General features: G+C 65.7%; 19 protein-coding genes. 13 read left to right on the top strand and 6 right to left on the bottom strand.

Features of this window, described 5'->3' with window-relative positions; translation table 11 throughout:
* Positions 1-10: 10 nt before the first annotated feature.
* Positions 11-808, bottom strand: coding sequence for an ABC transporter ATP-binding protein (locus IEV83_RS18035; protein ID WP_181760619.1), 798 nt, complete (start codon positions 806-808; stop codon positions 11-13).
* A gap of 93 nt (positions 809-901) precedes the next feature.
* The gene (locus IEV83_RS18040; protein ID WP_244628236.1) at positions 902-1,939 is read right to left on the bottom strand and encodes an ABC transporter substrate-binding protein; all 1,038 of its coding nucleotides are present in this window, start codon (positions 1,937-1,939) and stop codon (positions 902-904) included.
* 387 nt (positions 1,940-2,326) lie between these two features.
* Here IEV83_RS18040 and IEV83_RS18045 point away from each other — a divergent pair, with 387 nt between their 5' ends.
* Positions 2,327-2,710 carry a RidA family protein gene (locus IEV83_RS18045; RefSeq protein ID WP_181760589.1) on the top strand — a complete coding sequence of 128 codons (384 nt, stop codon included), beginning with the start codon at positions 2,327-2,329 and terminating at the stop codon, positions 2,708-2,710.
* Positions 2,711-2,917: 207 nt separating this feature from the next.
* Positions 2,918-4,261, top strand: a complete 1,344-nt coding sequence (locus IEV83_RS18050) for an 8-oxoguanine deaminase (protein ID WP_181760590.1) — start codon at positions 2,918-2,920, stop codon at positions 4,259-4,261.
* Positions 4,262-4,292: 31 nt separating this feature from the next.
* On the opposite strand, the gene IEV83_RS18055 is transcribed toward IEV83_RS18050, so the two are convergent.
* Positions 4,293-5,429: an MFS transporter gene (locus IEV83_RS18055; RefSeq protein WP_181760591.1), complete on the bottom strand. Its 1,137-nt coding sequence runs from the start codon at positions 5,427-5,429 to the stop codon at positions 4,293-4,295.
* A 224-nt stretch (positions 5,430-5,653) separates the two neighbouring features.
* On the opposite strand from IEV83_RS18055, the gene IEV83_RS18060 reads away from it, so the two are divergent.
* Positions 5,654-6,457 carry a creatininase family protein gene (locus IEV83_RS18060; RefSeq protein ID WP_181760592.1) on the top strand — a complete coding sequence of 268 codons (804 nt, stop codon included), beginning with the start codon at positions 5,654-5,656 and terminating at the stop codon, positions 6,455-6,457.
* A 64-nt stretch (positions 6,458-6,521) separates the two neighbouring features.
* On the opposite strand, the gene IEV83_RS18065 is transcribed toward IEV83_RS18060, so the two are convergent.
* A complete protein-coding gene (locus tag IEV83_RS18065) occupies positions 6,522-6,872 on the bottom strand; it encodes an ArsC family reductase (protein ID WP_181760593.1) in 351 nt (116 codons plus the stop codon).
* A gap of 92 nt (positions 6,873-6,964) precedes the next feature.
* Here IEV83_RS18065 and IEV83_RS18070 point away from each other — a divergent pair, with 92 nt between their 5' ends.
* The 7 genes from IEV83_RS18070 to IEV83_RS18100 all read left to right on the top strand — a co-directional run bounded on the left by IEV83_RS18070 (position 6,965) and on the right by IEV83_RS18100 (position 17,083).
* A complete protein-coding gene (locus IEV83_RS18070; protein ID WP_209003234.1) occupies positions 6,965-8,680 on the top strand; it encodes an adenylate/guanylate cyclase domain-containing protein in 1,716 nt (571 codons plus the stop codon).
* A 353-nt stretch (positions 8,681-9,033) separates the two neighbouring features.
* Positions 9,034-10,617 carry an ABC transporter substrate-binding protein gene (locus IEV83_RS18075; RefSeq protein ID WP_181760594.1) on the top strand — a complete coding sequence of 528 codons (1,584 nt, stop codon included), beginning with the start codon at positions 9,034-9,036 and terminating at the stop codon, positions 10,615-10,617.
* Positions 10,618-10,698: 81 nt separating this feature from the next.
* Positions 10,699-11,676: an ABC transporter permease gene (locus IEV83_RS18080; RefSeq protein WP_181760595.1), complete on the top strand. Its 978-nt coding sequence runs from the start codon at positions 10,699-10,701 to the stop codon at positions 11,674-11,676.
* Between the two features lie 11 nt (positions 11,677-11,687).
* On the top strand, positions 11,688-12,635 hold the full coding sequence (locus tag IEV83_RS18085; RefSeq protein ID WP_181760596.1) for an ABC transporter permease: 948 nt from the start codon (positions 11,688-11,690) through the stop codon (positions 12,633-12,635).
* Positions 12,636-12,645: 10 nt separating this feature from the next.
* Positions 12,646-13,647 carry an ABC transporter ATP-binding protein gene (locus IEV83_RS18090; RefSeq protein ID WP_181760597.1) on the top strand — a complete coding sequence of 334 codons (1,002 nt, stop codon included), beginning with the start codon at positions 12,646-12,648 and terminating at the stop codon, positions 13,645-13,647.
* Positions 13,644-14,672, top strand: coding sequence for an ABC transporter ATP-binding protein (locus tag IEV83_RS18095; RefSeq protein ID WP_181760598.1), 1,029 nt, complete (start codon positions 13,644-13,646; stop codon positions 14,670-14,672). Before IEV83_RS18090 ends, IEV83_RS18095 begins: the two co-directional genes overlap by 4 nt.
* 164 nt (positions 14,673-14,836) lie before the next feature.
* Positions 14,837-17,083: a heavy metal translocating P-type ATPase gene (locus IEV83_RS18100; RefSeq protein ID WP_209003235.1), complete on the top strand. Its 2,247-nt coding sequence runs from the start codon at positions 14,837-14,839 to the stop codon at positions 17,081-17,083.
* A 52-nt stretch (positions 17,084-17,135) separates the two neighbouring features.
* On the opposite strand, the gene IEV83_RS18105 is transcribed toward IEV83_RS18100, so the two are convergent.
* A complete protein-coding gene (locus IEV83_RS18105; RefSeq protein WP_181760600.1) occupies positions 17,136-18,734 on the bottom strand; it encodes an asparaginase domain-containing protein in 1,599 nt (532 codons plus the stop codon).
* 136 nt (positions 18,735-18,870) lie between these two features.
* On the opposite strand from IEV83_RS18105, the gene IEV83_RS18110 reads away from it, so the two are divergent.
* Together IEV83_RS18110 and IEV83_RS18115 are read left to right on the top strand one after the other, a co-directional pair.
* Entirely contained in the window at positions 18,871-19,575 is a 705-nt protein-coding gene (locus tag IEV83_RS18110; RefSeq protein ID WP_181760601.1) for a hypothetical protein, read from the top strand.
* Between the two features lie 159 nt (positions 19,576-19,734).
* Positions 19,735-20,016 carry an SCP2 sterol-binding domain-containing protein gene (locus tag IEV83_RS18115; RefSeq protein ID WP_181760602.1) on the top strand — a complete coding sequence of 94 codons (282 nt, stop codon included), beginning with the start codon at positions 19,735-19,737 and terminating at the stop codon, positions 20,014-20,016.
* 27 nt (positions 20,017-20,043) lie between these two features.
* Here IEV83_RS18115 and IEV83_RS18120 read toward each other — a convergent pair whose 3' ends face one another.
* Positions 20,044-21,216: a citrate synthase family protein gene (locus IEV83_RS18120; RefSeq protein WP_181760603.1), complete on the bottom strand. Its 1,173-nt coding sequence runs from the start codon at positions 21,214-21,216 to the stop codon at positions 20,044-20,046.
* Positions 21,217-21,307: 91 nt separating this feature from the next.
* Here IEV83_RS18120 and IEV83_RS18125 point away from each other — a divergent pair, with 91 nt between their 5' ends.
* Complete coding sequence (locus tag IEV83_RS18125) at positions 21,308-21,790, top strand: citrate/2-methylcitrate synthase (protein ID WP_181760604.1); 483 nt, start codon at positions 21,308-21,310, stop codon at positions 21,788-21,790.
* The last annotated feature ends 41 nt before the right edge of the window (positions 21,791-21,831 follow it).

Genomic DNA, 21,831 nt, shown 5'->3' on the forward strand with positions numbered 1-21,831 from the left:
TCGGCACTGCTCACTCTGCCCTCTCCTCTTCGTTCAAGGTCGCGTGCAGCGCCTCCGACGCCTGCCGGCAATAGTCGCTGTAAAGATGCGAGGTGCGAAACTCCTCGGTCCGCGGATAGGGCGCGTCGACGGCAAGATCCGCCACCACCCGCCCCGGCCGGGCCGCCATGACGACGATCCGGCTCGACAGGTAGACACTCTCAAACACCGAATGGGTGACGAAGATCACCGTCCAGCCGAGGGTTTCCCAAAGCCGCAGGATGTCGTTGTTGAGCTTGAACCGGGTGATCTCGTCGAGCGCGGCGAAAGGCTCGTCCATCAGCAGCAGCTTGGGCCGGGTCACCCGCGCCCGGGCAATCGACACCCGCATCTTCATACCGCCCGACAATTCGCGCGGATAGCTGTCGGCGAAACCGGCAAGCCCAACCATTTCGAGGGCGTCCATCACCTCGTCGCGCGCGACCGCCACCGAGCGCCCCTTCAGCCGCAGCGGCAGATGCACATTGGCAAAGACGGTGGCCCAGGGCATCAGCGTCGGCTCCTGAAAGACGAAGCCGAGCTCATGATCGCCCTGCCCCGGCGCCTCGCCCGGCCAGACGATCCGCCCGTTGGTCGGGCTCGACAGGCCGGCGATGAGGCGCAGCGCCGTCGACTTGCCGCAGCCCGAGGGACCGAGCAGGCTGACGAACTCTCCCGCGCCGATGTCCAGAGACAGGTTCTTCAGCGCAACCGTTGCGTTGGAGAAACTCTTGGTGATGCCCTGAAGGGAAACGATCGGCTGGGTTTCGGCCGGCGGCCGCGAGGCCATGCCGCGCGGCGCGCCGTCACTGGATGCCACACTCACGCCGGCATCCCCATCTGTTGCTGTGTCATGTCGGATCGATTGCCTGGAGTTGCGGGATCACTTGCCGGTGAGTTTCTTCTTCAGATCGAGCCCGACCCCCTTGTTGACGAATTCCAGCGTGTAGGTCGAGGTAATGTCGAGCCCCTCCTCGATGACCCCGGCCCGCACCATCTTGGCGTAGAAATCGGCATTACGGCCATCGGTCATGGCGCCGATGCCAAGCGTCAGGCTGTCGCCGGAATCGACGATCCCGTATTCCTTCATCCGCTCGACGGAAAAGGCGATCTGCTCCGCCGTCATCTCCGGGTTGGCTTCCTGGATCAGCTTGTTGGCGGCGGAGTTGTCACCGTAAAGGTAAGTGTACCAGCCAAGCGCCGAGCCATCGACGAAGCATTGCACCACGTCCTTCCGGGTCTCCACGGTCGAGGCCATGGTCTCGATGGTCGTGGCATAGGTGCTGAAGCCTTGGTCGGCGATCAGAAAGACATCCGGCATGAACCCGCCCGCCTGCTGGATGGCATAGGGCTCCGCCGTCGCATAGCCCTGCTGGCCGGCGGTCGGATCGGCGAGGAAGGGCGCCGGATTGAACGTGTAGGGCCGGCGCTGCTCCACGGTGAAGCCGAACTCGGAGATCATCCACTGGTAGTAGGAGGCAAAGCCATTGTCGCCGATCAACAGCGGCGCCTTGCCGACCAGCGCCTCCCAGCTCGGATATTTGCCCGGATGGGTGAGGATCACCTGCGGTTCCTTCTGGAACAGCGCGCTGACCACCACCACCGGGATGTCCTCGCGCTTGGCGTAGAACACCTGCAGCATGTTGCCGCCCATATGGAAATCCAGCTTGCCGGCCAAGAGCAGCGCCCGATTGTTGACCTGCGGTCCGCCGGGAACGATCGTGACATCGAGACCGCAGGCCGCATAGGTGCCGTCCGCCACCGCCTGATAGAACCCGCCATGCTCGGCCTGGGCGAGCCAGTTGGTGCCGAAACTGACCTTCTCCAGCGCCTGGGCGCCGCTCGTCCCGCCAAGACCGGCCAAGGCGGCGAACACCGCCGCAACGGTCGCCTTTCGCCCGATTTCCAACATCCTGTGCATGTCGCTGTCCGCCTCCGATTATCCCCGTGCCGCCCGTGATCGTCCTCACGTCGCAGTCTCTTGCCGCTCCCGCGCGCCAATAGGCACGACGGGTCCGTAAGGGAGCCCCCGGCACTTGTTTCACTTTCCGGTATCAGCAAGTCACGTGCCAGTCGCGCGGAAGATCCCATGCCTTCCACGCGCGCCCAAGAGCCTGACCAGACCGTGTATTTTTCCTCCCCCTCGCGCTTTCCTCAAAGGAACCCTACCCCAGCTTTGTCGCACAAAAAAGCGGCAACCACGGCACAAGACGCAGTCAGCGCTTTCCCTCCCCGCCAGGTCTTGCGGACGATGGCGTTTCCCGCTGGAATGGTGCCCTTTGAAAGACCTTCCGCAAATGGAGCTGCCATGACCAAGGCCTTGACGCCCACCAGCATCCGCGCGCCCTTCGCCTGCTACAGCCACGGCATCGAGGTCCCATCCGGAGCCCGGCTCGTGCTGTGCTCCGGACAGCTCGGCATCGCCGCCGACGATCATGTTCCCGCCGATGTGGAAGGTCAGACCCGCCTGTGTTTTGAAAACATCGGCGCGATCCTCAAGGAGGCGGGCCTGGGCTATGACAACATCGTGCGCATCAATGCCTTCGTCACCGGGCGCGAACACCTGCCCGGCTACATGAAGGTCCGTGATGGCTTCATCGGCGCGCCGCCGCCGGCCTCCACGCTGATGATCGTCTCCGGCTTCGCCCGGCCGGAATTCCTGGTCGAGGTCGAGGTCATCGCCGCCGGATGACCGACGTGCGACCGCGCACGCAGCCATTGCGGCGACGGCCGGGCCTCTGCTAGATTTTTCGCGGCGGATCAGCCGGAGGGCAGTTGCCGTTCCAGACCACCGCCGGACCCCACTTCGATTTCCCTGTGCGGAACTCGGGCGGCCAGGTTCCTCACCGAAGGCCGCTATCCAAGCCTGCAGGTCGACCCGACAACAGGAAGGATATCCATGCGCCAATGGATCAAGGACCCGCTCGCCATTCTTGCCCCGGAGGCTGAAGGCGGCGTCGTCATCGAGGACGGCCGCATCGCCGAATGTGTCGCCGCCGGGCAGCAGCCATCGCAGCCGGTCGACAGCACCTTCGATGCCTCCCGCCACGTGGTGATCCCGGGGTTGATCAACACCCATCACCACTTCTTCCAGACCCTGACCCGCGCCCATCCCGCCGCCATCAACAAGGAGCTGTTTCCCTGGCTGACCGCGCTCTACCCGATCTGGGCGCGCAACGTCACGCCGGAGACCTTCCGCATGGGCACGCGGCTCGCCCTGACAGAACTGATGATGTCCGGCTGCACCGCCGCCTCCGACCATCACTATCTGTTTCCCGCCGGCCTTGAGGACGCCATCGACATCCAGGTGGAGGAGGCCACCCGGCTCGGCATCCGCATGACCGTCACCCGCGGCTCGATGAACCTCAGCCAGAAGGACGGCGGTCTGCCGCCCGATACGGTGGTGCAGGACGAGGACACCATCCTCGCCGATTGCGAGCGGGTGCTGGCGCGCTACCATGACCGGTCCGAAGGCGCCCGCATCCAGGTGGCACTCGCCCCTTGCGCACCCTTCACCGTGACCAAGCGGCTGATGCGCGAGAGCGTCGCCCTGGCCGAGCGGTTCGACTGCCGCCTGCACACCCATCTCGGCGAGACCATCGACGAGGACGACTACTGCCTGCACCACTTCCAGTGCCGTCCGGTCGATTATCTGGAGGAATGCGGCTGGCTCAACGACCGGGTCTGGCTCGCCCATGGCATTCATTTCAATGATGACGAGGTGAAACGGCTGGGCCATGCCTGTGTCGGCGTCTGCCACTGCCCGACCTCCAATATGACGCTGGCGTCCGGCCAGTGCCGCACCAAGGAGCTGGAGGCGGCCGGCTGCCCCGTCGGCCTTGGCGTCGACGGCTCGGCCTCCAATGACAATTCCAACCTGATGGAGAGCCTGCGCCACGCCCTGATGCTGAACCGGCTGACCTATGACGCGGCCAGCGTCACCCATCACGACACCTACCGCTGGGCGACGGAGGGCTCCGCCCGCTGCCTCGGACGGGAGGACATCGGCGCCATCAAGCCCGGCCGGCAGGCGGATCTTGCGTTCTATACCCTGGACGAGCTGCGCTTTTCCGGCGCCGGCGATCCGCTCGCCGCCCTTGTCCTGTGCGGTGCGCACACCGCCGACCGGGTGATGATCGGCGGCGACTGGACGGTGAAGGACGGACGTCCGGTGTACATCGATATCGACCGGCTGCGGGCCGAGCATGGGGCGGCCGCGCGCCGGTTCCTGGAGAGCTTCTGACCGAGCCCGGCGCGTCCGGCCCTGCCGGATCTCAGGCCCTGTCGCTGCGCAGCGACGGGGCCAGCACCGACACCATCAAGGCCATCATCGCCAGGAAGACGAACCCGGCGGAGAGCGACAGCCCCTCGGCAATGGCGCCAACCAGCGGCGGGCCGAGCAACAGGCTGCCGTAGCCAAGCGTGGACACACTGGCGAGGCCCGCCCCCGGCGAGATCACCGGATCGCTCGCCGCGCGGGAATAGACCAGCGGTGCCAAGGGCGCCATGCCGGCCCCGGTCAGGGCAAATCCGGCCCAGGCCACCACCACATTCGGCGCCAGCACCACCGTCAGGATGCCGCTCGCGGCCACGGCCCCGCCGACCCGGGCCACATTGCTCGGGCCGAACCGCACCACCAGCCGGTCCCCGGCAAAGCGGAAGGTCACCATGAAGATGGAAAAGAAGGTGAAGCCCAGCGCCGCATAGGCCTCACCGGCCTTCAGCACATCGACCAGGAAGATCGCCCCCCAGTCGGCAATCGCCCCCTCGCCGATCATGGCGCAGAAACCGAGCATGCCGACGAGGATCAGGCTGCCGCGTGGAAGGGCGATCAACGGACTTTTCTGACCGCGCCCGGTGATGCCCTGCCAGGGGATCGCCGACAGCCACAGCGCCGGAATGGCGGTCAACAGCGCAAACAGCGAGAAATGGGTGGCCACGGAAAGGCCGTTGTGAATCGCCAGCGCGCCAACGCCCGCGCCACATCCGGCACCAACGCTCCACATGGCGTGGAACGACACCATGATCGACCGGCCCCGCGCGCGCTCGACCTCCGCGCCGAAGGCGTTCATCGCCACATCCATGCCGCCGTGACAGGCACCGAGGAAGAACAGCAGCGGTGCCAGATGCCAGGGCTCGGAGGCCAGCGCGACCATCGCCAGCGCCGGACCATGAGCAATCGCGACCAGCCGCGAGGTGCGCGCCGCGCCGATCTCATCCGCCAGCCGGCCGGCGAGCGGAAACGACAGGATCGCCCCAAGCGCCATGCACAAGAGGTAAAGCCCCAGCTCGCCCTCTCCCAGATCGAGCGTCGCCCGGACACTCGGCACCCGCGAGGCCCAGGAGCCGAACAGGGCGCCATTGAAAAAGAAAAGCGCCGAAACGGCGACACGCGGTGTTCTGACAAGCATGCTGAAAAATCCGGATGAGCAAAGACGGGCAGGACAAATGCAGCGTCCCCCGAATACCCTGTCCGGCGCGGCGAGGAAATGCATCTGCCGCGAAAATTCAAACGATTTAGTGTGCAAGAGCCGCTTCCCGGCGCTGCGCGTGATGCGGAATGCGCTATGGTTTGCGCCGGCCGGCGCGCACGCTCCGGCCACAGCATGCTCCGACCCGCAACAATGAGGCAGCCATGTCCGATCTCCCCCGCAGGTTCTGGCACGAGATGACGGCATTCGATTTCGCCGAAGCCGACACCTCCGACTGGATCGCGATCCTCCCGGTCGCCGCCATCGAACAGCACGGCCCGCACCTGCCGGTCTTCACCGACACCTGCATCGCCGAAGGCCAGATTTCACGGGTGTTGGAGTTGCTGCCGGACGATCTGCCGGCCACCTTCCTGCCCGTTCAGGCGGTCGGCAAGTCGAACGAACATATTTCCTCGCCCGGCAGCCTGACGCTGTCCTGGGACACCGCCACCCGCGCCTGGACCGAGATCGGCGAAAGCGTCTTTCGCGCCGGCATCCGCAAGATGGTGCTGATCACCTCCCACGGCGGCAATGTGCCGATCAGCGACATCGTCGCCCGGGAATTGCGGGTCAAGCATGACATGCTGGTCACCGCCACCGGCTGGTCCCGCTTCGGGCAGCCCGAGGGGCTGTTTCCGCCGAAGGAATTCACCTACGGCATCCACGGCGGCGACATCGAGACCTCATTGATGCTGTATCTGCGCCCCGACCTCGTCAAGATGGACAAGGCGCGCGACTTTGCCTCGACCCAGCTCGACTTCATCGAGGAGTTCAAGCATCTGCGCGGTCATGGGCCGGCTCAGTTCGGCTGGAAGGCGCAGGACCTCAACCCGGCGGGCGTCGTCGGCAATGCCGCCAATGCCAGCGCCGCGAAGGGACAGGCCTCGCTCGACCATGCCGCGCGCGGCTTCGTCGAGCTGCTGCAGGACATCCACGCCTTCGATCTTGAGCGTCTCTGGCGTCCCTGACGTTCGTCTTCCTGGAACGGCCGCCCCCACTCCCCCTCGAGCGCTGCGGGGGCGGATCGCGTTTTCACGCGCACACAGTCGCCCACTCTTCCCGGTTGAACCCGACCAGCCAGCGCCCGTCCGCATCCAGCACCGGCCGCTTGATCAAAGAGGGGTTCGCCACCAGCACGGCGATTGCCGAGGCCGCATCGGTCACGCCGGCGCGTGTCTCTTCCGGCAGCTTGCGCCAAGTGGTACCGCGCCGGTTGACGAGCGCCTCCCAGCCCAACTCCTGCACGAAACGCGCAAGCAAATCAGCGTCCACACCGGCTTTCCGGTAGTCATGAAACACATGATCGACACCATTTTCTGCTAGGAATGCACGTGCCTTCTTCATGGTATCGCAGTTGGAGATCCCGTAGATCGTGACAGTCATCGTCTCTCTCTGAATGTCGGAACGTTTGTGGCATTTGACCGTGCCCCACCGCTTGCGCACATCATAGGGACGACAACACAAGGCGAATGGCAATGGTCGAAACGCGTGGAACCACAGGTACGGCAAGCTCCGCCGCGTTTCGGCAGCGCCTGCGTCTGGCAAGCGGCCTGACCCTCCTGACCTTCGCCTTCACCCATTTCCTCAATCACATGCTCGGGCTCTGGTCGCTTGAGGCGATGGAGGCCGGGCGCGAGCTGTTCCTGACCGTCTGGCGCAACCCACTGGGCGAGATCCTGCTCCTGACCGCCATTCTCACCCATGTCGCCCTTGCCCTGTGGAAGACCGCGCGGCGGCGCACCTGGCGCATGCCGGTCTGGCAATGGATCCAGTTGCTGCTCGGTCTCGCCATTCCCTATCTGCTGATTCCGCATGTGATCGGCACCGCCGGGCTCGCCGCCCGCTTCGGCTACGCCGACAGCTACCGCAATGTGCTGACGATCCTCTGGCCCGGTTTGCTCATCAACCAGACCACCTTGATGCTGCTGGTCTGGACCCATGGCATGATCGGTCTGCATTTCTGGCTCCGCCTCAGCAAGGTCTACCGGCGCTGGTTCCCTTGGCTCTTGGCCGTGGCGGTGCTGGTGCCGGTGCTCGCCTCCCTCGGCTGGATTGGCGCGGCCCGGCGGCTGGCCCTTGTGGACCAGGTCCCCTTCCCCCTCACCGGGGAGATGATCACCTGGTCCGATCCGCTGATCCTCTTTCTGCAACGGGGATTTTTCGGTCTGCTGGCCTTGGTCGTGGCCGCCATTCTGGTGCGGACCATCCGTCGCCGCTTCGCCGAGACCATCACCATCACATACCCGGGCGGTCGGACCCTCAGGGTCGTTCCGGGGCCGACACTCCTGGAAGTCAGCCGCATGAACGGCATCGCCCATGCCGATGTCTGCGGCGGACGGGCGCGCTGCTCCACCTGCCGCACCCGTATTCTGGCCGGCGGTGACAGCCTGCCGCCGCCCTCCACCCAGGAAGCGCAGGTGCTGGCGCGGATCGGCGCCGATGACACCGTGCGGCTCGCCTGCCAGATTCGGCCCACCGCACCGCTCAAGGTGCAGCCGCTGGTGCCCGCGCGCGGCGCGCCCCGACGCGCCGTCACCTCCGGCGATGCCTACCACTGGGGCGTTGAGCAGCCAGCCGCGATCCTCTTCGTCGATCTGCGCAATTTCACCGGCATGACCGAAAGCCGCCTGTCCTATGACGTGGTGTTCCTGCTCAACCGCTACCTTGGCGAGACCGCCCGGGCCATCGAGGCCTGCGGCGGCTATGTGGACAAGTTCATCGGCGATGGGGTGATGGCGATCTTCGGCATGACCGACGGCATCCAGTCAGGGTGCCGTAATGCTCTCGCCGCCACCAATGCCATCGCCGAAAACCTGGAACATCTGAACGTGGAGCTGGCCAGCCAGCTCGACACGCCCTTGCAAATCGGCATGGGCCTTCATGCCGGGCAGGTGATCCTGGGCCGGATCGGCGCGGCCGATGGCGGCAACCAGGGGGCCGGCACCCGCATCACCGCGCTCGGCGACGTGGTCAATATCGCCAGCCGGCTGGAAGCCGCCACCAAGGAGCTCGGCCAGACGCTGGTTGTCTCGCGGCAGGTCCTGCGAACCGCCGGATATACCTGCGACGCGGCCCAGGAAACGGAAATCGAGGTGCGCGGCCGCAGTCACCCGATGACCGTCTATGCCTTGACCCCGCCCACGCCGCTGCGCGACGCTCTTGCCAGCCCGACGGAACATGCGGCGGAATGAATGAAACCTCGCAGTGGCAGCCAAGCTTGGACCGCCCCCATGAAATGAGCTGCATATGGCGCAGGGTCGGCGATGGGCCGCCAGGAAGGACGCGAAAACGGGCTTTCTGCCCGGTTGTGCCGGGTGACGTAGCAGACCGAACTGGCGCAACTCGCCGCCGATCAACCATTTCTGGAAAATATGATTCGCGCCTCTCTCGCAAATAGACGAAAGCACGCTGGACGCGTGGTTTCAGGCTTGATTAGATGCGAGAAGACGGATTGCAAAAATGGTTAACACCACTCAGGACCGACTGGCGAAAGATCAGCACGACGCAATCCGCATGAAAAAACAAAAGAAAAAATGAGGGGAACATGCGCATCATCGGACAACTGGTCCTTGCCGGGACGATAGCCTCGGCAGCCTGTACGACAGCTTCCGCCGAGACATTGAAATACGCCTTTCAAGGCACCCTGAACCAACTCGATCCCTATACCCTGAACGAAACCTTCACGCTCGGCTCCCATGGCAATGTCTATGAAGGGCTGACCCGCCGGGCACCGGACCTCACCATCGAACCGGCCCTTGCCGAACAGTGGGAGATCATCGAACCGAACCGCTGGCGCTTTTATCTGCGCAAGGGCGTGAAGTTCCACAACGGCAACGATTTCAATGCCGATGACGTGGTATTCTCCGCGGCGCGCGTCCGCTCGGAAGGCTCCGACCTGACCTCGCGCATCGATCCGGATGTGAAGGTGGAGAAGGTCGACGATTACACGGTCGATTTCATCCTGCCCAGTCCGAACCCGATCCTTCACTACTCCTGGGACACCTGGTTCATCATGGACAAGGAGTGGACTGAGGCCAATAACGCGGTCAAGGTCACCTCCGCCTCGGACACCACACCGAACTACGCCTCGCTCCATGCCAACGGCACCGGCCCATTCACGGTCGTCAGCCACGAGGCCGGCGTCAGGACCGTCTACGCGCGCTATGACGACTGGTGGGACACCGCGATCCACAATCTCGATACGGTCGAATTCACGCCGATCGCCTCGGACGCGACCCGCATCGCCGCGCTTCTGTCTGGCGATCTCGACATGGTCTACCCCGTGCCGGTTCAGGACATCAAACGGGTTGAGAGCAACGAAGCCACCCGGGCCCTGACCGGCCCGGAGCTGCGCACCGTCTTTCTCGGCTTCGACCAGCGCCGCGACGAGTTGCTACATTCGACGGTGAAGGGCAAGAACCCGTTCAAGGATGTGCGAGTGCGCAAGGCCTTCTACCAGGCGCTCAATCTCGACGCGATCCGCGACAAGATCATGCGCGGCCTGTCGACACCGTCGGCGCTGATGATCTCGCCTTTCCTGTTCTCCCGGGCGGGGGAATTCGAACGCCTGCCCTATGACCCGAAGGCGGCGAAGGCGCTTCTCGTCGAAGCCGGCTATCCCGATGGCTTCGGCGTCAGCCTCGACTGCCCGAACGACCGCTACGTCAACGATGAGGCGATCTGCCAGGCGGTCGCCGCCTTCCTCGCCCGCATCGGCATCAAGGTCGATCTCAACGCCCAGCCGAAGGCCCAGTATTTCGCCAAGGTGCTGGCCTCGGGCGGCTATGACACCTCGTTCTATCTGCTCGGCTGGACCCCGGCGTCCTTCGACAGCTCGAACGTGCTCGCCGACCTGCATGGCTGCCGCGACGACAAGGGCACCGGCGGGCCGTTCAATCTCGGCGGCTACTGCAATCCGGAGGTCGATGCCCTCACCGCGCGGATCTTCGCCGAGAACGATCCGGAGGCGCGCGATCAGCTGATCGTCGATGCCTATCGCCTCACCCTGGACGATGTGGCCTATATTCCGCTGCACCAGCAGGGGCTGGCCTGGGGCGTTTCCAACCGGGTCGAGCTACGGCAGCGGGCGGACAACCAGTTCCACTTCCGCTGGGTGGTCAAGAAATAGCGGCAACGGGATCTCCGGCGGGCCGCACCCCATCCTCGCGGCCCGCCGGACCTTTTCAGGCTTCCCAATCGTCGAGGCTCCATGCTTGCCTTCACCATCCGCCGTCTGCTTCAGGCCATCGGCGTCATGCTGGTCGTCGCCCTGATCTCCTTCACCCTGTTTCGCTATGTCGGCGATCCGGTCAACCAGATGGTCGGCCTGGACACCTCGCTGGAGCAGCGCGAGGCCCTGCGCGAACAACTGGGACTGAACGACCCGGTTCTGGTCCAGTTCGCCCGCTTCGTCACCCGCGCGGCGCAACTGGACTTCGGCACCTCCTACCAGTTCCGCCAGCCGGTGGTGGACCTGATCGGCCGGCGCCTGCCGGCAACCCTGGAGCTGTCGCTGGTCTCCGCGCTGCTGGCCCTGCTCTGCGGCATTCCCATGGGCGTCTACACCGGGCTCAACCGCGACAGCCTGCTGTCCAAGCTGTTTCTCTCCATTTCGCTGCTCGGCATATCGCTGCCGACCTTCTTCATCGGCATCCTGCTGATCTTCCTGTTCTCCGTGACCCTGCAATGGCTGCCGAGCTTCGGCCGCGGCGAGGTGGTGGATTTCGGCTGGTGGAGCACCGGGCTTCTGACCGTCAGCGGCCTCAAGGCGCTGATCCTGCCCTCGATCACCCTCGGGCTGTTCCAGATGACGCTGATCATGCGGCTGGTGCGCTCGGAAATGCTTGAAGTGATCCGCACCGACTACATCAAGTTCGCCCGCGCCCGGGGCCTCAGCCAGCGCAGCATCCATTTCCGGCACGCCCTGAAGAACACGCTGGTGCCGGTGATCACCATCACCGGCCTGCAACTGGGCTCGATCATCGCCTTCGCGATCATCACCGAGACCGTGTTCCAGTGGCCCGGCATGGGCCTGTTGTTCCTGCAATCGGTGCAGAATGTCGATATCCCGGTGATGGCTGCGTACCTGATGCTGATCGCCTTCCTGTTCGTCGTCATCAACCTGATTGTCGACCTGCTCTATTTCGTCGTCGACCCGCGCTTGCGGGTCGAGCGCGCGTCCCATTGAGGAGCCAGCCGATGTCCCCGATCAGCGACGATCTCGCCATGGAACGCCGCGGCCTCGCCTTCCGCCTGCGCCAGAGCGACATGCTGCATTCCTTCCTGCGGTCGAAGATCGCGATGCTCTCCGCGCTCATCACTCTTGCCGCCATCATCGGCGCGACCTTCGCTCCCTGGCTTGCCCCGCATGATCCGTTCGATCTCGCCAGCCTGTCGATCCTCGATTCGCAACTGCCGCCGCTCGGCATGGAGGGCGCCGATCCGCGCTATCTGCTGGGCACCGACGATCAGGGACGCGATGTCTTCTCCGGCATTCTCTATGGCGCGCGCATCTCCCTTGCGGTCGGGTTCGTCTCGGTGCTGCTGGCGGCGGTGGTCGGCGTCCTGCTCGGCCTTGTCGCCGGCTATGTCGGCGGGCGCACCGATGCCATCATCATGCGCATCGCCGAGGTGCAGCTCACCTTCCCGGCAATCCTGATCGCGCTTCTGATCGACGGTGTCGCCCGCGCCGTCTTCGGCAATCTCGACCGGGAACGGTACGCATTCTGGATCCTGGTGCTCTCCATCGCCCTGTCCTTCTGGGTGCAGTTCGCCCGCACCGTGCGCGGCTCGACGCTGGTGGAGCGCAACAAGGAGTACGTTCAGGCCGCCCGGCTGATCGGCATTCCGCCCTTCCTGATCATGATCCGGCATGTGTTGCCCAACGTCATCGGCCCGGTTCTGGTGATCGCGACCATCAGCCTTGGCCTTGCCATCATCACCGAGGCGACGCTTTCCTTCCTCGGTGTCGGCATCCCGCCGACCCAGCCCTCGCTCGGCACCCTGGTGCGGATCGGCAACGACTTTCTGTTTTCCGGCGAATGGTGGATCGCCATGTTCCCGGGCTTCGCCCTGGCCATCCTGGTGCTTGCGGTCAATTTGCTGGGCGACTGGCTGCGCGATGCGCTGAACCCCAAGCTGCGGTAGGGCCTGCACGATGACACAGATCCCCCTGCTTTCGGTTAAAAACCTCCGGGTCGAATTTCCCACCCGTCACGGGGTACTGACCGCCATCGACGGCATTTCCTTTTCCTTGCGCGAAGGCGAGGTATTGGGCGTGGTCGGCGAATCCGGTGCCGGAAAATCGCTTACCGGCGCGGCGGTGATCGGCCTGCTGGAGCCGCCCGGACGGATCGCCGGCGGCGAGATCCGCCTCAAGGGCGAGCGGATCGACACCCTGTCGCCGGCGGCCCTGCGCCGGGTGCGCGGCAAGCGCATCGGCATGGTGTTTCAGGATCCGCTGACCAGCCTCAATCCGCTGTTCACCATCGGCGACCAGATCATCGAAACGATCATGACCCATCTGCCGGTCTCGGAAGTTGAGGCGCGCAAGCGGGCCATCGCCCTGCTGGAGGAGGTGGGCATTCCCGCCGCCGCCCAGCGCCTGTCCGCCTATCCGCATCAGTTCTCCGGCGGCATGCGCCAGCGTGTGGTGATCGCCCTGGCGCTCTGCGCCGAACCGGAGCTGGTGATCGCCGACGAGCCGACCACCGCGCTCGATGTGTCCGTGCAGGCGCAGATCATTCACCTGTTGCAGCGCATCTGCCGCGATCACCGCACGGCGGTAATGCTGATCACCCACGACATGGGCGTGATCGCCGAGACCGCCGACCGGGTGGCGGTGATGTATTCGGGGCGCATTGCCGAGATCGGCCCGGTGCGGCATGTGATCGCCAAGCCGCGCCATCCCTATACGGTCGGCCTGATGGGGGCGATCCCCACCCTGAGCGGCGACCAGCAGCGCCTGACGCAGATCCCCGGCGCCATGCCCCGTCTCGATGCGATTCCCGACGGCTGCGCCTTCAACCCGCGCTGCGCCCGGGCCTTCGACCGCTGCCGGCAGGAACGGCCCAACCTGATGCCCGCCGGTGAAGGCGAGGCCGCCTGCTGGCTGGTGGATCCGGCCGAAGGAACGACCGGCGAAGGAGAGACCGCATGAGCGCGCCGCAGCCACAGCCGGTGGTCGAGGTGCGCGGCCTCGGGCGTACCTTCGACGTCTCCCGCCCTTGGCTCAACCGGGTGCTGGAACGCCAGCCGAAGGCCTTTCTCAAGGCCGCCCAGGACATCACCTTCGCCATCGACAAGGGGGAAACCTTCGCGCTTGTCGGCGAATCCGGCTCCGGCAAATCGACGGTCGCCAAGCTGGTGGTCGGGCTTCTGGAGGCCAGCGCCGGAGAGGTCCGCATCGACGGCATCGACATGCGCCGGCAAACGCCCTCCAGCGCCGCCATGCGCGATTTGCGCCGGCGTATCCAGATGATCTTTCAGGACCCTTATGCCAGTCTCAATCCGCGCTGGCGGGTGGACCGGATCATCGCCGAACCGATCCGCGCCTTTGGGCTGGAGCACTCGCGGCAGGCCATCGCCGCCCGCGTCGGCGAGTTGCTCGAGCTTGTGCGCCTGCATCCGCGCGATGGGCAGAAATATCCGCACGAGTTTTCCGGCGGCCAGCGCCAGCGCATCTGCATCGCCCGCGCACTGGCCTCCCGGCCGGAGTTTCTCGTCTGCGACGAACCGACCTCGGCGCTGGATGTCTCGGTGCAGGCGCAGATCCTCAACCTGATGCGCGACCTTCAGGACGAGTTCGGCCTCACCTACCTGTTCATCAGCCACGACCTGGCCGTGGTCCGGCACATGGCCCGGCGCATCGGTGTGATGTATCTCGGCCGTCTGGTGGAGATCGCGGCCAGCGGCGATCTGTTCGCCCGCCCGCAGCACCCCTATACGCGGATGCTGATGGAGGCCATTCCCGACCTCACCATGTCCGGCCGGCCACGGCGCGCCGTCGAAGGCGAGATCCCCAATCCGATCAGCCCGCCCTCTGGCTGCACCTTCCATCCGCGCTGCCCGCTGGCCAACGACCGCTGCCGGCGCGAGATGCCGCGGCTCGGCCGCGCGAACGCAGGCAGCAGTACCGTTGCTTGCCATGCGGTCGAGGAGGGGCGTGCCGACGCCGGCCCGTGACCCCATGCCGCTGGCGTTCTGCCGCCCGCGATCACGACAGGGGCTTGACCCTCCAGTGACTGGAATGCCTATACGCAAGGCAACGCATCGCCGTGCCCGCCGCCCGGGCTCCGACCTCCCCGACATTCGGCCGGCGCGAGGAACGGCACTCAAGGAGTTTTCCGATGTCCCAGATGGGTCTTCAGATTAAGCAGGACAGCACCGACCCCGCCCGCGTGGCGGTGCAGCTTGAGGTCACCGGCATGACCTGCGCCGCCTGCGCCGCCCGGATCGAAAAGGTTCTTACCCGCGCCCCCGGCGTCATGCGCGCCGTCGTCAACCTGCCGATGGAAACCGCACTGGTGGAGACCGACGGCAGCGCCGGACCGGACGCCCTGATCCGCCTGGTGGAAGGGGCCGGCTTCGGCGCCGAGGAGCGTGCCAGCGACGCCAGCAGCGAGCGCGCCCGGCAGGAACAGGCGGACGCGGCGGCCCGCGCGGAGGAGCGGCGCACCTTCACCCTTCTGGTCTTCTCCACCCTGTTGACCCTGCCACTGGTCGCCGGAATGGTGACCGCCCCCTTCGGCCTCAACCTGATGCCGCCGGCCATGGTGCAGATGGGACTGGCGACCATCATCCAGATCGTCGTCGGGCGCCGGTTTTACGTGGGCGCGGCGCGCGCGCTTGCCGGCGGCGGCGCCAACATGGATGTACTGGTGGTGCTTGGCACCACCGCTGCCTATCTCTACAGCGCCATCCTGACCCTGCGCGCCTGGCCCGAGAACCCGGGACATCTCTACTTCGAGGCCTCGGCGGTCATCCTGACGCTGATTCTGTTCGGCAAGCTGCTGGAGACCCGGGCCAAGCGCACCACCACCGCCGCCATTCGCGCCCTGACCGAGCTGCGGCCGGACACTGCCCATCGCCTGACCGAGAGCGGCGCCATCGAGACCGTGCCGGTGGATGCGCTCTTTCCCGGCGACCGGGTCCTCGTCAAGCCGGGCGAGCGCATGCCCGTCGATGGCCGGGTGCTGGAAGGGGGCAGCGATCTCGACGAATCGCTGGTCACCGGCGAAAGCCTGCCGGTCGCCAAGACCGTCGGCGATGAGGTGATCGGCGGCACCATCAACGGCTCCGGCGCCCTGACGGTGGAGACCACCGCGCTGGGGGCCGACAGCAAGCTTTCCGCCATCATCCGACTGGTCGAGGCCGCCCAGAGCAGCAAGGCGCCGGTGCAGAAGCTGGTCGACAAGGTGTCCTCGATCTTCGTGCCAATCGTCGTCCTCGTTGCAATCGCCACATTCGCCGGCTGGTGGCTGACCGGCGCGGAGCTGGACGCGGCCATCGGTGCCACCGTCGCCGTGCTGGTCATTGCCTGCCCCTGCGCCCTTGGCCTGGCCACCCCCACCGCCCTCGTCGCCGGAACGGGCGCCGCCGCCCGCGCCGGCATCCTGATCCGCGACATCGAGGCGCTGGAGATCGCCCACAAGGTCGACACCGTGGTGTTCGACAAGACCGGAACGCTCACCGAAGGCCGTCCGGCGGTGACCGACATCCGTGCCTTCGACCGCAACGACGACCGGCTGTTGCGCATTGCCGCCTCGGCCCAGTTGCCGAGCGAGCACCCGCTGGGCCGGGCGATGATCGAGGCGGCCGAGGAACGCGGCCTGCAGCTGTCCCGGCCGAGCGATTTCCGCGCCGTTCCCGGCCAGGGCATCATCGCCGAGATTGCCGGCGAAACCGTGCTGATCGGCAACAGCCGCCTGTTGCAGGCCCATGACGTCGACCGTTTCATGGCCGACCAGATCGCCCGCAGCTTTGCCGCCGAGGCCAAGACCTGCGCCACCGTTGCCATTGCCGGCCATGCGGTTGGGGTGATCGCGCTTGCCGACACGGTGCGCGCGGAAACACCTGCCGGGCTGGCGCGGCTGGCCGAGCTTAATGTCGCCCCGGTGATGCTGACCGGCGACACCGAGGCGGTGGCCCGCACCGTTGCCGAGGAACTGGGCATTGAGAAGGTGATTGCCGGGGTGCCACCGGAGGGCAAGGCGGAAACCGTCACCGGGCTGGTGGAGGAAGGCCGGACCGTCGCCATGGTCGGCGACGGGGTCAATGACGCCCCGGCCCTGGCCGCCGCCAGCGTCGGCATCGCCATGGGCTCCGGCTCGGAAGTGGCGCTGGAGACCGCCGGCATCACCTTGATGCGGCCGCGCCCGGACCTTGTCGCCGATGCCATCGGCGTCTCCCGGGCAACGGTGCGCAAGATCCGGCAGAACCTGTTCTGGGCCTTTGCCTACAACGTGGTCGGCATTCCACTCGCCGCCCTTGGCCTGTTGACCCCGGCGCTTGCCGGGGCGGCCATGGCCCTGTCCTCGGTTTCCGTCGTCACCAACGCCGCCCTGCTGCGGCGCTGGCGGGCAAAGGCGCAATAGCCCGCGCAGGAGCGGGCGCCGGATCGCGAACGACCGGCGCCCGTCGCGGATATCAACTCGGCGCGCTGCCGTAGAGCACCGCCGTCACCTCGCCGTTTTGGTAGTCGTAGACATAGAGTGCCAGATCGCTGCTGGCGGTCGAGCCGGACAAGATCAACGCCGAATAGGCCTGACCGACGGAATAGTCGCGAATGGCCCAGACCGGCGCATTGCGCCGATCGTAGAGCACCAGATTGCCGTCATCCTGCATCACCAGCCGGCCCGGGGCATTGAAGGCGCCGCTCATCGCCCGCCAGAGCTGGTTGCCGGATGCATCCTGAAGGACCGGACCGAGATCGGGATCATTGAGAAGGGTGGCGCTGCCGTCGAAAGCCGAAATCGACTGACCTGGCGCCAGGAAGCCGAGCCCCCGGCAATCGAGCCGGTTGACATCCATCATTTCGCCGGCGATCGGCGTGCGCATCATGTCCTCGATCATCGCCTGCGACCAGCCCCGGCTCTCGTAGTCGCGCAGCGCCAGCAGATAGAGCAGCTTGGCCTGGGTGGCCGGTCCCTGCATGTCGTAATTGCCGATACAGCCGCAATCGGACAGCCAGGAGCCAGAGGCATAGGCTGTGGAGTTGACGATGCCGGCGATCACCTGGGTGCCGGCAACGATCACCATGCCGGCGTCATGCGCGCTCTTCAGCACCTTGTAGACCGCCCCGCTCTCCGGATCGTCCGGGTCGCCGGAGGGGAAATTGCCCTCGCCGTAACCTTGCAGGAACAAGCCTCCCACCTTGCCGTCGCCGGCAAGCGCGCCTTGCAGCATGCTGGCCAGCGCACTGGTGGCAGGCGAGGCGCCGGTGTCGTATTGCGCCGGGAAGGCGAGGAAATTCAGTACATCCGCATCGTCGATATGCGCGGCCACGTAGGACGTCTGATCCTGCAGGCGGGCAAGCGCATCCGGGTCATCGAGCGCCAGCGAGGACTGGAATGGTCCCGGCGGGAACTGGCGATTGTCCAGATAGACCTCGATGCCGGTCAGATCGACGATCGGATGGTTCGGCGAGGTGAAGGCATTGAAATGCGAGGCATTGGTCTTCAGCGTCCGATTGCCCAGCATCAGCCGGTCGTCGAAGAACAGGCCGACAGCCGGCAGCCCGGTACGCATGGCATCGATGGCGCCAAGCACATTGCGCAAGGCATCGGTGTTGTAGAGGATCGACAGCGCATCCTGCGGCGTCGCCCGGTAAAACAGCGGCAATTGCGAGCCGGTGACCACCACCGGCTTGGACAGGATCGCATTGGCATAGCCATCCGCGCCCAGCCCGGTCAGCAGGAAGGACAGCGCCGAGGCGGTCCAGGCCATGGTGTCGGTGCCATGCAGAACCAGGAAGGCATCATGGCCTGAATACAGCGTAGTATCGCCCGGCTCGCCGATCAGCCGTGCGGCGATGGTGCACCAATCCGCCGGTTGCAGGTTGGTGCTGTCCAGCGTCGGATCGAGATAGTCGTAGCTGATCTGCGCATCGGGATATTTCTGCAAGATGGTCGGCCCCACCAGCTGATCGAAGGCCTGGCAGAAATCCGCACCCGACAGGGGTGCAAGCGGACTGTCCACCGAACCGATGGTGCCGCCGGTATAAAGAACACGGATCGCAAAGGACATGCGGGGCCTCCCGTAGGGTCAGATGGCGAGAACAAAACTTTCACGTGCCGCACCGCCAATATACTCGCATATATTGCATTGGCGCCAGTCCATGCTACTCTTGATTGATCCTTCCGCAAGCCATCGAGAGATCACCATGAGCCTGCATCCCAAGTTTTCCGGCATGGTCAACCCGGATGACAAACGTCTGAGTGTCGTCCTGGATCAGACCCATGTGATCGCCCCCCAGAGCGTTCCGGTGGTCGACAAGGCGACGGGGCAAACCCGCTACGTTCAGAAATACGGGGACACGGTCGAGAACACCGGCGCGACCGTCTACGCCCCGCCGACCGACTGCGGCGGCGCTTTCATGTCCGCCCGGTTCCAGCCGAACAACAATTGCTACAATTACAGTTGCGACATCGCCACCAATTCCTTCGCGCAACCCGGGCGGGCCAGCGGCATCTTCCTGGACTTTCCGCCCACCGGCGAGGCGGTCGTCGACGGAGCCAAGGCCGACGGCCTGCAATGGCTCGGCACCGACTACCCGGTCAACTGGCTGAAGGTCGGCAACGGCCACCCGGTCGCCTTGCTGATCTCCCCGGACGACACCAGCCTCGGCTGGCCCGGCGATTACCACTGGGTTCGCTACGACCAGACCGGCGGCGCCTGGTCGCAAAAGGACGGCGGCGATCAGGTCACGAATTTTGACTTCTCGGGCAACCCGATTACCGATCCGGCCACCGCCAACTGGACCGTCAACCAGGGGCCGACCAGCCAGTCGGCCGGCGCCGACGTCATTGTCACCTATGATTTCTACGGCTATCTGATCGTACCGCACAACCGCGTGACGATCCTCTAGGGTCCAGCCGCCGATCTTGCGACCCCGCCCCTCCCATGCCAAGCCTGTGCTGGAAAATCCGAGAAGAGGCGGAAGGGAACTTGACGATTACGTAAGCGTCATGTTTTCTGCCTCTGCAGATCACCGGGCCTGAAGCGCCCGGACAAGGGAGACAAAGACATGACGATTGCCGAACTCACCGACACCGTCCGTGGCAAGGTCGCCGGCGGCGGCATTGACGAGAGCGTGAAATTCGACTGCGGCGACGACGGCGTCATCCTCGTCAAGGGCAGCGAGGTCAGCAACGACGATGCCGATGCCGATTGCACCATCGGCATCTCCAAGGACAACCTGGCCAAGCTGCTGGCCGGCGACCTCAACCCGACCACCGCCTTCATGACCGGCAAGATCAAGGTCAGCGGCGACATGAGCATCGCCATGAAGCTGGGCAGCATCGTCTGACACTACCACTCTGCGGGCGGCCGCGTTTCAGCGCGGGCGCTCGCCCACGTAGCGGGCACGCGGGCGGATCTGCTCCGGTCGCTGATATTGCTCCAGCGCATGGGCGATCCACCCGACCAGCCGCCCAGCGCAGAACATCGACATGCCGGCATATTCCGGCAAGCCCAGCACCCTTCGCAGCGCCGCCAGCGCAAAATCGATATTCGGCGCCTGCCCGAACAGCCGGGTGGCCGTATCGGTCAGCTTCGGCAGCAGCGGCACCAGCGGATGCTCCAACCCGGCGGTGACGATCTTGCGCAAAAGGACGGCGGCACGCGGATCGGGCACCGTGTAGATCGAATGGCCGAACCCGGGCAGGTCCTCGCCGCGATAGAGCCGCTCCTGCATCAGGCTGTCGATATCCGCCTCGCTCTCGATCCGGTCCAGCCACCCTTCCACCCGCTCGCTCGACGCCCCATGCCGGGCACCGGAAAAGGCACCGAGCCCGGCGCCCAGCGCCGCATGCAATGGCGCCCGCGTCGAGGCGGCGCAACGCACAGCAAAGGCCGAGGTGTTGAACTCATGGTCCGCCGACAGCACCAAGGCCGCCCGGATCAACTCCGCCCCCGGCCCCGGCGCCACGCCCCAGCCGCTGGCCAGTTGCAGATGCACCGGCTCGGTTGAAGGCGCGCGATTGAGCAGCGCCGCCACGCCGACCCGGACCAATGCCGCGCCCTTTTGCTCCAGCACCGGGCGCGACACCCCATAGGCGGAGGGATCGACCATCGGCCAGGCCGCCAGCACGGTCATCACCCGCTCCAACGGCCGCAACCCCGCCGGTGGGACCAGCGGCAGATCCGGCGCCGGCCGGGCAAAGGGATCGGTGGCGCAATCCCACAACAGCGTGGCGATCCGCTCCAGCGAAGCGGTTTCCGCCAGAGCCACCGCCGCATGCCCCCGGTAGATCGGCCCGGCCTCGTCGATCAGCGTCAGCGCACTTTCCAGCACCGGCCCGCCGGGCCCGGACCCGCCGCCATCGGCCTCACCGCCCTCACGCCGGTCGCGCAGCAGCCGCACGTCCTCCGCATGGTAGCGGCGTGAGCGCCCCGGCCCGGCAACCGAGCGGATCAACCCCCGACTGACATAGGCGTAGAGCGTCGCCTGGCGAATGCCCAGTTCATTGGCCGCCTCCGGAGCGGAAAGGTAGACAGGTGTATCCATAGATTGATTTTATTTATCAATATTGACGATATCAACCCCCACCCTGAATGATCGCCCCCATGCCATGCAACCAGACAGGAAGGGGATCCCCATGACCATTCAGACGCCAGAGCTCAGGGGTGCCGGTGACCGTTCCGGTCACGGAGGCTCAGCCACTGCCACGCCGGTCACTCTTGCCGCCCCCGGCCTTGAGGGCATTGCCGTCGCCGAAACCGTGTTGAGCCATGTGGACGGAGCAAACGGACGGCTGTTGCTGCGCGGCCATGAGCTGCGCGACATCGCGGGTACCATGTCCTTCGAGGCGGCAATTGCCCTGCTCTGGGCGGACTTCCTGCCGGAGAGCGACCTTGCCCGCCTGACGGACCTGTTCGCCGCCGCGCGCGAGCGCGCCAGCGTCGCCCTCCCGGCCATGTGTGCCGCCCCCACGGGGCTCAGGGTCTATGAGCGCATGCGGCTCGGCCTTGCCGCCCTGCCTCTGGCAAGTGATCTGCATCCGGCCATTGTCATCGCCGGGGCGCAGCCGCTGCTCCTGGCTGCCGCCGCCCGCCTTGCCGCCGGTGACCTGCTCCCCTGAGATGTTCCCGATTTTGGGTTAGCCTGTTCCTCAACGAAGGA

Source organism: Stappia taiwanensis, assembly GCF_014635285.1.
Lineage (GTDB): Bacteria > Pseudomonadota > Alphaproteobacteria > Rhizobiales > Stappiaceae > Stappia > Stappia taiwanensis.

Bases quoted from the DNA above. Each gene is read 5' to 3' on its own strand.
- IEV83_RS18105 (WP_181760600.1), bottom strand. From the start codon at position 18,734: ATGTCCTTTGCGATCCGTGTTCTTTATACCGGCGGCACCATCGGTTCG.
- IEV83_RS18065 (WP_181760593.1), bottom strand. From the start codon at position 6,872: ATGACTGTCACGATCTACGGGATCTCCAACTGCGATACCATGAAGAAG.
- IEV83_RS18035 (WP_181760619.1), bottom strand. From the start codon at position 808: ATGGCCTCGCGGCCGCCGGCCGAAACCCAGCCGATCGTTTCCCTTCAG.
- IEV83_RS18080 (WP_181760595.1), top strand. From the start codon at position 10,699: ATGCTTGCCTTCACCATCCGCCGTCTGCTTCAGGCCATCGGCGTCATG.
- IEV83_RS18090 (WP_181760597.1), top strand. From the start codon at position 12,646: ATGACACAGATCCCCCTGCTTTCGGTTAAAAACCTCCGGGTCGAATTT.
- IEV83_RS18100 (WP_209003235.1), top strand. From the start codon at position 14,837: ATGTCCCAGATGGGTCTTCAGATTAAGCAGGACAGCACCGACCCCGCC.
- IEV83_RS18115 (WP_181760602.1), top strand. From the start codon at position 19,735: ATGACGATTGCCGAACTCACCGACACCGTCCGTGGCAAGGTCGCCGGC.
- IEV83_RS18045 (WP_181760589.1), top strand. From the start codon at position 2,327: ATGACCAAGGCCTTGACGCCCACCAGCATCCGCGCGCCCTTCGCCTGC.
- IEV83_RS18125 (WP_181760604.1), top strand. From the start codon at position 21,308: ATGACCATTCAGACGCCAGAGCTCAGGGGTGCCGGTGACCGTTCCGGT.
- IEV83_RS18070 (WP_209003234.1), top strand. From the start codon at position 6,965: ATGGTCGAAACGCGTGGAACCACAGGTACGGCAAGCTCCGCCGCGTTT.
- IEV83_RS18055 (WP_181760591.1), bottom strand. From the start codon at position 5,429: ATGCTTGTCAGAACACCGCGTGTCGCCGTTTCGGCGCTTTTCTTTTTC.
- IEV83_RS18060 (WP_181760592.1), top strand. From the start codon at position 5,654: ATGTCCGATCTCCCCCGCAGGTTCTGGCACGAGATGACGGCATTCGAT.
- IEV83_RS18085 (WP_181760596.1), top strand. From the start codon at position 11,688: ATGTCCCCGATCAGCGACGATCTCGCCATGGAACGCCGCGGCCTCGCC.
- IEV83_RS18120 (WP_181760603.1), bottom strand. From the start codon at position 21,216: ATGGATACACCTGTCTACCTTTCCGCTCCGGAGGCGGCCAATGAACTG.
- IEV83_RS18095 (WP_181760598.1), top strand. From the start codon at position 13,644: ATGAGCGCGCCGCAGCCACAGCCGGTGGTCGAGGTGCGCGGCCTCGGG.
- IEV83_RS18050 (WP_181760590.1), top strand. From the start codon at position 2,918: ATGCGCCAATGGATCAAGGACCCGCTCGCCATTCTTGCCCCGGAGGCT.
- IEV83_RS18040 (WP_244628236.1), bottom strand. From the start codon at position 1,939: ATGCACAGGATGTTGGAAATCGGGCGAAAGGCGACCGTTGCGGCGGTG.
- IEV83_RS18110 (WP_181760601.1), top strand. From the start codon at position 18,871: ATGAGCCTGCATCCCAAGTTTTCCGGCATGGTCAACCCGGATGACAAA.
- IEV83_RS18075 (WP_181760594.1), top strand. From the start codon at position 9,034: ATGCGCATCATCGGACAACTGGTCCTTGCCGGGACGATAGCCTCGGCA.